Origin of the sequence: Streptomyces sp. NPDC020875, from assembly GCF_040641415.1 — a bacterium.
In the GTDB taxonomy this organism is placed as follows: Bacteria; Actinomycetota; Actinomycetes; order Streptomycetales; family Streptomycetaceae; genus Streptomyces.
On record NZ_JBFADP010000061.1, the window covers coordinates 37,271 to 49,052 of the forward strand.

Sequence of the window (11,782 nt, forward strand, 5' to 3'; positions counted from 1 at the left end):
GTCGCACCCGCCGAGGCGGCGGCGTCGTCCGGACCGGACGGTCGCGAGCGCACCGGTAGGGTGGCCCGGTTGTCATACCGAGCCCCGAGGGCCCGGCCGGGACGCGTCGCGCCCGCGCCCGGACGACCCGCCGCCCACCGAATCGCTGCACCGGAGACCGTGACTACTACCGCCTCCCACTCCCACCATCTGTCCCCCGCCTTCCCCGGCCGCGCCCCCTGGGGCACGGCGGGCAAGCTGCGCGCCTGGCAGCAGGCGGCCATGGACCGATACGTACAGGAACAGCCGAAGGACTTCCTCGCGGTCGCCACGCCCGGCGCCGGAAAGACCACCTTCGCGCTGACGCTGGCGTCGTGGCTGCTCCACCACCATGTGGTCCAGCAGGTGACCGTGGTCGCCCCGACCGAGCATCTGAAGAAGCAGTGGGCCGCCGCGGCGGCACGGATAGGGATCAAGCTGGACCCGGACTACAGCGCCGGTCCGGTCAGCAAGGAGTACCACGGCGTCGCCGTGACGTACGCGGGTGTCGGCGTCCGCCCGATGCTCCACCGCAACCGCTGCGAGCAGCGGAAGACGCTGGTCATCCTGGACGAGATCCATCACGCGGGCGACTCCAAGTCCTGGGGCGAGGCGTGTCTGGAGGCGTTCGACCCGGCGACCCGGCGGCTGGCGCTGACCGGTACGCCGTTCCGGTCGGACACCAACCCGATCCCCTTCGTCACCTACGAGGAGGGCAACGACGGAATCCGCCGCTCCGCCGCCGACTACACGTACGGCTACGGCCACGCCCTCGGCGACGGGGTCGTGCGGCCCGTCATCTTCCTCTCGTACAGCGGCAACATGCGCTGGCGCACCAAGGCCGGTGACGAGGTCGCGGCCCGGCTCGGCGAGCCGATGACCAAGGACGCGATCTCCCAGGCGTGGCGGACGGCCCTCGACCCGCGCGGCGAGTGGATGCCGAACGTGCTGCGCGCCGCCGACCAGCGGCTGACCGAGGTCCGCAAGTCCATCCCGGACGCGGGCGGGCTGGTGATCGCCGCCGACCAGGACGCGGCGCGCTCGTACGCCAAACTCATCCGCGAGATCACCGGTACGAAGGCGACGGTCGTCCTCTCCGACGACACCGGGGCGTCGAAGCGGATCGACGAGTACAGCGACAGCACCGACCGGTGGATGGTCGCGGTCCGGATGGTGTCGGAAGGCGTCGACGTACCCCGGCTCGCGGTCGGGGTGTACGCGACCACCATCTCGACCCCGCTGTTCTTCGCCCAGGCCGTCGGCCGCTTCGTCCGCTCCCGCAGGCGCGGCGAGACCGCGTCCGTCTTCCTCCCCACGATCCCCATGCTCCTCGGCTTCGCCAACGAGATGGAGGTCGAGCGGGACCATGTCCTCGACCGCCCGAAGAAGGAGGGCGAGGAGGACCCGTACGCCGAGTCCGAGAAGGAGATGGACGAGGCCAACAAGGCCCAGGACGAGGACACCGGCGACCAGGACCAGCTCCCCTTCGAGGCGCTGGAGTCGGACGCCGTCTTCGACCGGGTGATGTACAACGGCGCCGAGTTCGGCATGCAGGCGCACCCGGGGAGCGAGGAGGAACAGGACTACCTCGGCATCCCCGGCCTGCTCGAACCCGACCAGGTCCAGATGCTCCTCCAGAAGCGCCAGGCCCGCCAGATCGCCCACAGCCGCAAGAAGCCGGACGAGGAGGCGGACCTCCTCGAACTCCCCGCCGAACGCCGCCCCGTCGTCTCCCACAAGGAACTGCTGGAACTGCGGAAGCAGCTCAATACGATGGTCGGCGCCTACGTCCACCAGAGCGGCAAGCCGCATGGCGTGATCCACACCGAACTCCGCCGCGTCTGCGGCGGCCCGCCGAGCGCCGAGGCCACGGCGGGCCAGATCCGCGAACGGATCAAAAAGGTGCAGGAGTGGGCGACGCGGATGCGGTGACCGGCGGGTTCCGGGGCCGTACGCCGACACGTCCCGCCCGGATCACTCCGTCACGGGCAGGCACTCGGTGAGCAGGCCGACGATGTCGCGCCAGGCTCGCCGCGCGTGTTCGGGGTGGTATCCGACGCCGGGGAGCACGGTGTGGTCGACCGTCGGATGGTGGAAGGCGTGCAAGGCGCCGCCGTAGACCACGAGACGCCAGTCGACGCCCGCGGCCTCCATCTCTGCTGTGAACGCGTCCCGCCGGGCGGGGGACATGATCGGGTCCTCCGACCCGACCCCCGCCCACACCGGACACCGGATCCGCGCCGCCTCGCCCGGCCGACCGGTGACCAGCCCGTTGACGGTCCCGATCGCACGCAGGTCGACCCCGTCCCGCCCGAGCTCCAGCGCGATCGCGCCACCGGTCCCGTAGCCGACGGCGGCGATCCGCCCGGGGTCGGCCAGCGGTTCGGCGCGCAGCACATCGAGCGCCGCGTGCCCGATGCCGCGCATCCGATCGGGGTTGTCGAGCAGCGGCAGACAGCGGGCCAGCATCTCCTCGGGCTCGCTCAAGTAGCGCCCGCCGCCATGAAGATCGAAGGCCAGCGCGACGTACCCCATTTCGGCAAGGGCATCGGCCCGGCGCCGCTCGACATCACTGAGCCCGGTGCCCTCCGGCCCGACCAACACCGCGGGCCGCCGGTCGCCCCCGGCAGGGAGGGCGGGGAGCGCCGGGAGCGCCAGATGCCCGATCATCGTCAGACCGTCGGCCGGGTACTCGACCGTGCGTGTGGTGATCGTCGTCGTCATGAAACTCGACGGTAAGCGATCACCGGGCCGGAGGGGTCCTGGGTTCACGGTCGGCGGAACGCCACGGGCGTCTCGCTGGTTGTGCTGGCTGCTGTGAAGACGCGGTGCTTTTCGCGGCTGCGGTGTCGGCGGTGGCGGGAGGCGACGGTCCCCGCAGGCGCGGGGAACACAAAAGGCCGGAGACGGACATCAAGCCGAGCTGGGGCCCATCCCCGCACGCGCGGGGAGCACAAGGTGACCGCGTACCGAGCGGCGTTGTCGGGGGGACCATCCCCGCACGCGCGGGGAGCACTGGCCGTCCTTGACCCTGCTGGCAAGCCGGACGGGACCATCCCCGCACGCGCGGGGAGCACACGGACCGGAAGAGAGCAGCCGGGGAGACGTCGGGACCATCCCCGCACGCGCGGGGAGCACGACCGCCTGCCGGCGGAATCCGGGCTGATCGTGGGACCATCCCCGCACGCGCGGGGAGCACGCCGCCGGGATCATCCCGGGGAACCCGAACCCGGGACCATCCCCGCACGCGCGGGGAGCACAGTTTCCCACCTGCGGGTTTGTCAGGCGGAGGTGCTGTTTTTCATCACTAGTGCCGACTCCGGCGAAAAGTGCATTCGGCTTGAATGGGGCGGCTGTTGAGCCTCGTTGTACGGCACGCTTCCCACCCCGTTCGTCGGTACCGAGCGCTGACGATACCCGGCGGGGCGCAGCTCCTCCAGCCGCTCCCGGAGGGCCCGTCGAGCCCTCCACCAGGGCCCCGCACGGCCGTGGGGCGACGCGGGGCGGCGTCCGTTCATCCCACGGGCCATACGTAGTTGTCGGTGGTGCGCCAGCCGCGCATCGTCCCGTCGGGGTCCAGAGCGATGCCGTATGCCGTATGGCCCGGGCGGCCCTGCTCGTTCCATCGGGCCCACTCCGCCTCGACGCGTTCCCACAGGGCGCCGTCGCCGCCGTAGGTCACGGTCGGGGGGTGGTCGGTCGTGCCGACGGGGGTACGGGCCCAGGAGCCGTCCGGCTGTTGGAACTGGATGGACGTCGGGCCGCCCGCGTCGTCGAGGTGGTGGACGAGTTCCGCCTCGGGGAGGGCCAGGGAGAGAGCGATCCGGAAGCCGTACTGCTCCTGGATGTCGGCGGCGCTGACCGCCGTGCGTCGAGTGCCGGACTCCGGCCGGTACGCGGCACGCTCCCGAACGGGGTAGGTCGTGGCATCGGAACGGGCCGGCATGAAGCGGCCCGAGGTCGCGGTGAAGCCTCCCGTGGCGCCGCCGTCGGGGTCCACGACCAGTCTGACGATTCCTCCGTCGATACCCAGGGCGAGATCGGTGAGGATCATGCCTCCGGGCCGGGTCTGCCGGATCCATGCTTCCGGAATCCGGGTCACGGAGCAGGTGGCGATCACGCGATCGTACGGACCGCCCGCCGGATGGCCGTTGCGACCGTCCCCGACGGCGAGCAGCGGCGCGTACCCGAGTTCGGCCAGCCGCGTTCTCGCGGTCTCGACCAGGCCGGGGTCGATATCGATGGAGTACACCAACTGCGGACCGAGGCGCGCGCTCAGGAGGGCCGTGTTGTAGCCGGTCCCCGTGCCGATTTCCAGGACGCGATGGCCGGATTCGAGTTGCAGCTCGGTCAGCATTCCGGCCACGAGTCCCGGAGCTGTGCTGGAGGAGGACGCGACGCCGGTCCACGCCCGGTCGCCGACTTTCTCGGCGGTCGCGGGGTCGAGCGCTGTGACCAGGGTTTCGTCGCTGTACACCGCCTGTAGCCACCGCTCGCGATCGTCGGTGGCGTCCCGCAGCTGCCATACCGAGATGCCTCGTTCGTCGAGGCCGTGCTCGTACCAGGCCGGTACGAAGATCGCCCGGGGCACCTCGGTGAAGGCGTTGCGCCATTCGGCGGGGAGCGGTTGCCGGGCGTGGAGTTCGTCGACCAGTCCGTGCAGCCGGTCTGCGGAGTGGAGTGGGATGTCGGGTGGGGTCATAGGACGCTCCTCACGGTCGTCGGCGATGGCTTCGGTAATCGCCTGTCCCGTTTCATGCGAATCAGTCCCACTGCCCGAGGGGTTTGCTGTCCGTGCTGTGGACTGCGCGTGGATCGGCCGAGTCCCGGTCTGTGAGCAGGGCCGTGCGTCGACGGCCTTCGACCGGCTGCTCTCGGCGGCAACGCGTTCGGCGAGCGGTTCGCGGACAACCGGACACTTCGCATCGGCTGCGAAGTCGCGTACGTCATGGGCTCGGTGAGGGATCGGCGTCGGTGGGGCCATATCCCGGAGCGGCCCTCGGTTCTTGTTGCCCGCTCCGCAGAAAACCCCGGGCCAACGGCCCGGGGCTTCCGTGCTATCCGGACCGGTTGAGGGTGGCGCGGCCGGTCCCCGAAGGGCGCCGGATCAGATCGTCGGCGTGTCGTCGACGATCTCCTTGTGCGGTTCGACGACGAACTTCCAGCCTTCGCTGGGCTCCAGGAACCGCACCCGGGTCGGGTAGATGTCCAGGGCGCGGCGGTCGCGGTTCTGATTGTTCGCGTTCTTCCGCGCCCGGGCCGGCTCCTCGTACAGGTCGACCTTGACGTCCGGGACCGCCACGACCTCCTCGCTCCAGCGCTGGACGACTCCCGCGCCGAACGCGTCCCTCGCGGCGGAGTAGAGCGCTTCCAGGGACTCCTTGTTCCCGTCGGGCACGAAGAGGGCGAGGTTCAGGAGAACGCCGGCGCTCTGGAGGACCTCGATTTCCTGCCCCGCCTTGTCGGCGACCCAGATCCCGGCGTCTTCGGCGTCGTCCGGGAGGGCATGGACCTCTTCGCCGAAGACCGTCTTCGCGGCGAAGGATCCCCCCTCGAAATTCTTACCCGGCTCCGTGAGGAAAGCCGGGGCATAGCAGTCCAGAGGAAGGCTCTCCGTCCCCGCCGAGACAAAAATTCTGTCCTGGACGCCCAGGCTTGAAATCTCCTCGGCAGTAAGACGACGGGCCGTAACCTTCTCGGTATTCACGCCATTCCCCTTTGGGTCGCGACATCCTGCGAATTCATTAAGACCCTATCACGAAAGAGCCAACTGCCCTTCATTGCACACGCGTTCGCGTTCGCGATGGCGCCGGTCGGCCTTCTGTGCATTTCTTCCGTGCGGGCGGCAAGCGACTCTTCGGCTTTATCGGAAAGTATGGCGCTCGCAGATAAATGCTACGGGCAAGACTCCGCATTCACCGTGTCCTGTCTCCGTATCACGGCATGCCGCGGGTAACGGCCCTGACCGCTCATGCCGTCAGTGTGCCCGCGACCACTGACAACGCCCGCGGTGGCCCCGCCGACCCCCGTCCGTACCCGGTCCGGGCGGGCGGCGACCGCCCCCGGGGCCCGGCGTCGGCCTTCCGGGACGGACGCCACCGGCACCGGGGCGGCGACCGGCTCGGTGGGCGGGACCGGCGGAACCGGGTAACGTCGTTGTCATGTTCTTCCAGGCGCCGATTTCCGGGTGAGAGCGTGACGGGCCGCCGCTGACGTCCGTCGTCGCCGCGACCGTCTCCCCACCGACGAATCCGTAGATCACTTCACACCATTCCCGGGAGAACCCATGACCGTGAGCAAGAACATCAACAACCCCGTGGGCCAGGGCGGCGGCCAGCGCAAGAGGCTGTCCCGCGCCGAGCGTCAGAACAACGGTCCGCACCGCAACCTCGACCGCCGGGGTGCCGCCGACCGGAAGGCGGAGCTGGTGCGCAAGATGCGTGAGAAGACGGACGCGGCTGAGGGTGCCGGGCCGACGGGCGACGACAACGCGCAGAGCTGACGCGCCGCTGCCGGACGGCAGCGCGCGAAACAGGCCCGGGTCGGATACCCGGGCCTGCTGCGTGCTGCGTGCTGCGTGCTGCGTGCTGCGTGCCGCACACCGATGCGACCGCGCCGCGCCCCTGGGCGGCCCCCGGAAGCGGCGGCCGGACGCGGATCACGTCTCGGCCGGCGGTTCCGTCGGCAGGCCGGTGAGCCGGCTCACGGGTGACAGCGCGAGCGTGATCACCACGGCGGCGGAACCGGCCGCCGCGACGGTCAGCGCCCCGTGGGCGCCGAGGCGGCCGGAGAGCAGGCCCGCGGACAGACCGCCGAGGGCTCCGCCGCCGAACAGCAGGGTGCGGAAGACCGCCGTCATCCGGCCCATCATCGACTGCGGGGTGCCGGCCTGACGCAGGCTGACGATGACGACGCCGGCGACACCGAGCCCCAGGTAGCTGGTGAAGAAGGAGAAGACGAACATCCCCACCATCACCGGGCGGGGGCCAGCCGCCAGGACGATCAGCAGGGGGCCGAGGAGGAGGGCCGACTGCGCGACGAGGTAGACGCGTCCGAGCCGGAAGCGCCGGATCACCGTGCGGGAGATCGCCGCGCCGATCAGACCGCCCACCGAAGCGGTCGCGAAGACACCGCCGATGGCCGTCGGTCCGAGGTGGAGGTCGCGTGTCCCGTAGAGCAGGAACACAGTCCACACGGTGACCATCGAGAAGTTGCAGCAGAACCCGATGAGCGCGAGCGACCGCAGGACCGGATTCCTCAGCACCCAGCGGAGACCTGCCCGGAGTTCGGCCGGCACACGGCGTCGTACGGTCGCGGATACGGGTCGCGGTTCGGGGGTGCGGATGAGCAGCAGCGACACCACGGACACCAGGCAGGAGAACGCGTTCGCGACCAGCGCCACGGGTGCGGTGACGGCGGCGACCAGAAGACCGGCGAGTCCGGGGCCCGCCACATCGGCCGCTGACGAGCTCATCCCCATCTTGGCACCGGCCTCGACGTAGCGTTCGGGATCACGCACCAGGGTGGGTACGTAGGACATCCAGCTCACGTCGAACAGCACTGAGGCGACGCCGACGGCGCAGGCGACGGCCAGCAGGAGGGTCAGGTCGAGCGTGCCCGTCCAGTAGAGGACGGGTACGAGGGCCAGCAGGACCATCCGGACGAGGTTGGCGCCGAGCATCAGCCGCCGCCGCCGGGCGCGGTCCACCCATACGCCGAGGACCAGGGCGAGCCCGAGATACGGGACGAGTTGCAGGAACCGAAGGAAGCCGACCTGTTCGTCGGTGGCGCCGAAGGCGGTGATCGCGGTGAGCGGCAGGGCGAGGTTGGTGACCTGGGCGCCCAGCAGCGACAGGGTCTCGCCGAACCAGAACTTCAGGAAGTCGCCGTTGCGCCAGAGGCTGTCCGGAGCCGTTCCCCCGGCGGCGCGCGTCCCCACGGCGGTCATCGGCGCCCCCTTCGGAGATCGGGAGCCTGCCGGGCGAGGTCGGCGACCGCGTCGGCGACGTGGTCCACCTCCTCCTCGGTGTTGTAGTAGTGCGGCGACAGACGCAGGCACCATTCGATGCCCTTGTCCCGGAAGTCGTACTGCGCGAACTCGCGGAAACTGAGGGCGGAGTTGATACCCCGGGCGTCCACGGCCGCCTTGAACGGCTGCGGCTGCCAGCCCTCCACCGCGAAGGTGACGAGCGCGGCCAGCCGCGGACCGCGGTCGAGCACCCGCACCCCGGGTACGGCTCCGAGCCGGTCGCGCAGCCGGGCGGCGAGTGCCGGTGTGCGCTGCTCGACGGCCTCGATGCCGACCTCGCGGGCGTAGCGCGTCGCGGCGGCGCTGCCGAGCACCGTGGCGTAGGGGAACTCCCACTCCTCGAACCGGGCCGCTGTCGGAGCGGGCTCGTATGCGCCCGGCTCGGTCCAGCGGGCGCCGTGCATGTCGATGAACAGCGGTTCGTAGCCCGCCCGCAGGACGCGATCGGATACGTACAGGAATCCGGAGCCGCGCGGGCCGCGGAGGAACTTGCGGCAGGTGGCGGTGAGGAGGTCGCAGCCGATCTCCGCCACGTCGATGACGAACTGGCCCACCGACTGGCAGGCGTCCACCAGGTAGAGCAGGTTCAGCTCCCGGCAGTGCCGGCCGATCTCGGCGACCGGTGAGACGAGTCCCGAGTTGGTGGGGACATGGGTGGCGGACACCAGCCGGGGCCGGTGGGTCCGCATCAGCGCGGCCATCGCCTCCGTGTCGACGCCCCCGTCGGCGGTGTCGGGAGCGTGGACGATGCGTACGCCGAACCGCTTGCGCAGGGACAGGAAGGCGATCTGGTTGGAGACGAAGTCGTCACGGGTCGTGAGGATGACGTCGTCGGCCTCGAAGGGAATCGAGGACAGGGCGTTGGCGTAGGCGTGGGTGGCGCTGCCCGCGAAGGCGATGTTGTCGGGCGTGGTGTTGATGAGGGCGGCGATCTCCGTGTAGAAGGCGCGCACTTCGGCGGCCCGGGCGGCTGACGCCTCGTAACCGCCGATCCGTGCTTCGAGGTTCAGATGGCCGATCATCGCGTCGAGTACGGGGGTGGTCGGCAGTCCGCAGCCCGCGTTGTTGAAGTGGATGACCTTCCGGCACCCCGGGGTGTCGGCCCGCAGCGCGGCGACGTCCAGCTGAAGTGCTTCCCGAACCGAACCGATAGCGCTATTGTCATTCCTCATGAATGACAGTAGCACTTCTGGCGAGTTGGCCGACAGGCTGCGCACACTGCTCGCGCGGCTCTCGCCCGGCGACCGGCTGCCGAGCAGCCGCGAGCTGATCAAGGAGTACCGGGTCGGCCCCGCGACCGTGGCACGGGCCATCGCCGCACTGGCGGCGGAGGGCGCGGTGGTGACCCGCCCGGGCAGCGGGACGTACGTGGCGCGGCGCACCCGGCTCGGCGAAGAGTCCTCCGACTCCGCTACCAGCACCGACTGGCAGACGGTCGCCCTCACGGACCGCGCCGTCGACACACATCTGATCGCCGATCGGCTCGGGCCGCCACCGGCCGGGACGATTTCCCTGGACGGCGGTTATGTGCACCGCTCGCTCCAGCCCACCCGCGCCCTGAGCGCGGCGCTGGCGCGGGCGGCGCGCCGCCCGGACGCCTGGGACCGTGCCCCGGCCGCCGGTCTGACGGAGCTGCGCACCGTGTTCGCCCGTCTCGTCGGCGGCAGCGTCGCACCGCAGGACGTCCTGGTCACCGCGGGCGGACAGAGCGCCCTGTCGATCGCCTTCCGGGCGATCGCCGGACCCGGCAGCCCGGTCCTGGTGGAGTCGCCCACCTATCCCCGCGCCCTGGCGGCCGCCCGCGCCGCGGGGCTGCGACCGGTGCCGGTCCCGCTCGACGCCGACGGGCTGCGGCCCGACCTGCTGGCCGACGCGTTCGCGATGACCGGTGCACGGCTGCTGTACTGCCAGCCGGCCTTCCAGAACCCGACCGGCGCGGTACTGGCGCCCGAGCGGCGCAGCCAGATCCTCGATGTGGCGCGCGCCTCCGGCGCGTTCGTGATCGAGGACGACTTCGCGCGGCACCTGGGACACGGCGGCGCCGTGCCGCGGCCGCTGGTCGCCGATGACCGCGACGGCACGGTCGTCCACATCACCTCGCTCACCAAGCCCGCCGCGCCGAGCCTGCGGATCGGGGCCCTCGTGGCTCGCGGGCCGGTCATGGAACGGATGCGGGCAGTACGCCTGGTCGACGACTTCTTCGTCACGCGCCCGCTCCAGGAGGCCGCGCTGGAAGTGCTCAGCTCCCCGTCCTGGGACCGGCACGTCCGCTCGCTCGGTACGGCGCTGCGTGAGCGCTGCGCCGTGGTGGCCGCCGCGATCGCCCGGGAGGTCCCCGGCGCGGCCCTTTCCGGGCTGCCGGCCGGAGGGCTGCATCTGTGGGTCCGTCTGCCGCCCGGCGTGGACGACGCGGTGCTCACGAGCGCCGCCCGGCAGCGCGGCGTCGCCGTGAGCGTCGGCAGCCGTTACTTCGCCACCGAGCCGCCGGCCGCTCACCTGCGTATCGGGTTCGCGGCCGCGGCCGACTGCGCGGAGCTGACGGAGGGGGTACGCCGGCTGGGAGCCGCGTTCGGGGATCTCGGCCCGGAGCGGGAGGAGTGACACCACCGGCCCTTGTCAGTCGGGGCCCTGTGTCCGGGTGGGGTTTTCAGGTGAGGAGGCCGATGGCTGCGTAGGTGTGGTCGTTGGCTGGGGTGTGGTTGTCGGTGTGGGTGGGCTGCCATTGGCCGGCTGGGACGAGGCCGGGGCCTGCGGGGGTCAGTCCTGTGTAGAAGGCGGCGATGTCTTCGAAGGTGCGGGGTCGGGTGGGGAGTCCGGCGATCTGGAGGGTGCGGACCGCGCGGTGGACGGTTTCGGGGTTGTGTTCGTGGGTGAGGTGGGTGGCGATGAGTGCGCTGCCGGGTGGGAGAGCGCCCAAGAGGATTCGTAGATGGGTGCGGGGGTGTTCGTGGTCGTAGAGGGTGTCGAGGACTGCGGTGGCGACGAGGGCGACCGGTCTGTTGAGGTCGAGGTGGGCGGCTGCCTCGTCGAGGATGTGGTGGGGGTTGCGGAGGTCGCCGAGGACCGCGCGGACCATGCGGCCCGTCTCTTCGGTTTCGTGGGCGGTGTTGAGGTGGGTGACGGCGAGGGGGTCGTGGTCGATGTAGAGGGTTCTGGCGCGGTGGTGGTGGCGTTGCACCAGGTGGTGGCTGGCGGGGGTGGAGCGGGGTGGGAGTCCGGGGCCGATTTCCAGGACTTGGGCGATGCCGAGGTCTCGTGTGGTGTGGGTGAGGGCCCTCAGGCGGAAGGCGCGGGTGGCGCGGGCGACCTCGCGGGCGGGGTAGCCGAGGGCGTGGAGGGTGCGTACGAGTTCCTCGTCCGCCTCGTACGCGTCGAGGGCCTCGGCAGCGTCACCGAGGGCGGCGTGCTGGAAACGGGCACTGCTCACCGGCCGGAACGCGGACGGGGTAGGGAGCACGGTCACGACACATCCCCCAAGTCGCTTACGGGGGTGCAGCCGAGGAGTTGGGTGACGGTGAGGTCGGCGAGGAGCCACGGCAGGCGGGGGTCTTCGTGGGCGAGGTGGACGGCGGTCGCGGTGGTGGCGGGGCGCCGTCCGGGGCCGGGGGCGTACTGGTTGCCGTGGTAGCCCCAGGCGCGGGGGTAGCGGACCCGTACCGCCCGGTACCCCCGGGCGAGGGACGGACACTGCCGGACGGCGAGGGTCGCGCAGGGGTTGGGGCAGAGGGGCACGAT

At 71.0% G+C, this 11,782-nt stretch carries 9 protein-coding genes, 1 pseudogene and 1 CRISPR repeat array; of the genes and pseudogenes, 3 read left to right on the forward strand and 7 right to left on the reverse strand.

All coding sequences use genetic code 11. The features are described 5' to 3' along the window. The first annotated feature begins 159 nt into the window (after positions 1-159). Entirely contained in the window at positions 160-1,950 is a 1,791-nt protein-coding gene (locus AB0G74_RS28665) for a DEAD/DEAH box helicase (protein WP_361151878.1), read from the forward strand. Positions 1,951-1,992: 42 nt separating this feature from the next. Here AB0G74_RS28665 and AB0G74_RS28670 read toward each other — a convergent pair whose 3' ends face one another. The 3 genes from AB0G74_RS28670 to AB0G74_RS28680 all read right to left on the reverse strand — a co-directional run bounded on the left by AB0G74_RS28670 (position 1,993) and on the right by AB0G74_RS28680 (position 5,725). Continuing rightward, positions 1,993-2,742, reverse strand: coding sequence for a dienelactone hydrolase family protein (locus AB0G74_RS28670; protein ID WP_361151880.1), 750 nt, complete (start codon positions 2,740-2,742; stop codon positions 1,993-1,995). Between the two features lie 141 nt (positions 2,743-2,883). Next, positions 2,884-3,278: a CRISPR direct-repeat array (repeat unit 29 nt; unit sequence GGGACCATCCCCGCACGCGCGGGGAGCAC). 254 nt (positions 3,279-3,532) lie between these two features. After that, on the reverse strand, positions 3,533-4,720 hold the full coding sequence (locus tag AB0G74_RS28675; RefSeq protein ID WP_361151882.1) for a methyltransferase domain-containing protein: 1,188 nt from the start codon (positions 4,718-4,720) through the stop codon (positions 3,533-3,535). Positions 4,721-5,125: 405 nt separating this feature from the next. Next, positions 5,126-5,725, reverse strand: a complete 600-nt coding sequence (locus tag AB0G74_RS28680; protein ID WP_361151885.1) for a hypothetical protein — start codon at positions 5,723-5,725, stop codon at positions 5,126-5,128. Positions 5,726-6,304: 579 nt separating this feature from the next. Between AB0G74_RS28680 and AB0G74_RS28685 the strand changes: the two genes are divergently transcribed. Further along, positions 6,305-6,520, forward strand: a complete 216-nt coding sequence (locus tag AB0G74_RS28685) for a DUF6243 family protein (RefSeq protein WP_361151888.1) — start codon at positions 6,305-6,307, stop codon at positions 6,518-6,520. 156 nt (positions 6,521-6,676) lie between these two features. On the opposite strand, the gene AB0G74_RS28690 is transcribed toward AB0G74_RS28685, so the two are convergent. After that, positions 6,677-7,966, reverse strand: coding sequence for an MFS transporter (locus tag AB0G74_RS28690; protein ID WP_361151890.1), 1,290 nt, complete (start codon positions 7,964-7,966; stop codon positions 6,677-6,679). Beyond that, on the reverse strand, positions 7,963-9,219 hold the full coding sequence (locus AB0G74_RS28695; RefSeq protein WP_361151893.1) for an aminotransferase class V-fold PLP-dependent enzyme: 1,257 nt from the start codon (positions 9,217-9,219) through the stop codon (positions 7,963-7,965). Before AB0G74_RS28695 ends, AB0G74_RS28690 begins: the two co-directional genes overlap by 4 nt. On the opposite strand from AB0G74_RS28695, the gene AB0G74_RS28700 reads away from it, so the two are divergent. Beyond that, entirely contained in the window at positions 9,218-10,648 is a 1,431-nt protein-coding gene (locus AB0G74_RS28700) for a PLP-dependent aminotransferase family protein (protein WP_361151896.1), read from the forward strand. The genes AB0G74_RS28695 and AB0G74_RS28700 overlap by 2 nt on opposite strands. 46 nt (positions 10,649-10,694) lie before the next feature. Here AB0G74_RS28700 and AB0G74_RS28705 read toward each other — a convergent pair whose 3' ends face one another. Both AB0G74_RS28705 and AB0G74_RS28710 read right to left on the reverse strand, forming a co-directional pair. Beyond that, positions 10,695-11,510: an SAM-dependent methyltransferase gene (locus tag AB0G74_RS28705; protein WP_361151898.1), complete on the reverse strand. Its 816-nt coding sequence runs from the start codon at positions 11,508-11,510 to the stop codon at positions 10,695-10,697. Further along, positions 11,507-11,782 (reverse strand): annotated as a pseudogene (locus AB0G74_RS28710) (hypothetical protein); the annotation flags it as partial. The pseudogene AB0G74_RS28710 and the gene AB0G74_RS28705, both read right to left, overlap by 4 nt.

Excerpts from the sequence above, each read along its gene's own strand:
- AB0G74_RS28670 (WP_361151880.1), bottom strand. The coding sequence starts at position 2,742 with ATGACGACGACGATCACCACACGCACGGTCGAGTACCCGGCCGACGGT.
- AB0G74_RS28675 (WP_361151882.1), bottom strand. The coding sequence starts at position 4,720 with ATGACCCCACCCGACATCCCACTCCACTCCGCAGACCGGCTGCACGGA.
- AB0G74_RS28685 (WP_361151888.1), top strand. The coding sequence starts at position 6,305 with ATGACCGTGAGCAAGAACATCAACAACCCCGTGGGCCAGGGCGGCGGC.
- AB0G74_RS28690 (WP_361151890.1), bottom strand. The coding sequence starts at position 7,966 with ATGACCGCCGTGGGGACGCGCGCCGCCGGGGGAACGGCTCCGGACAGC.
- AB0G74_RS28700 (WP_361151896.1), top strand. The coding sequence starts at position 9,218 with ATGAATGACAGTAGCACTTCTGGCGAGTTGGCCGACAGGCTGCGCACA.
- AB0G74_RS28695 (WP_361151893.1), bottom strand. The coding sequence starts at position 9,219 with ATGAGGAATGACAATAGCGCTATCGGTTCGGTTCGGGAAGCACTTCAG.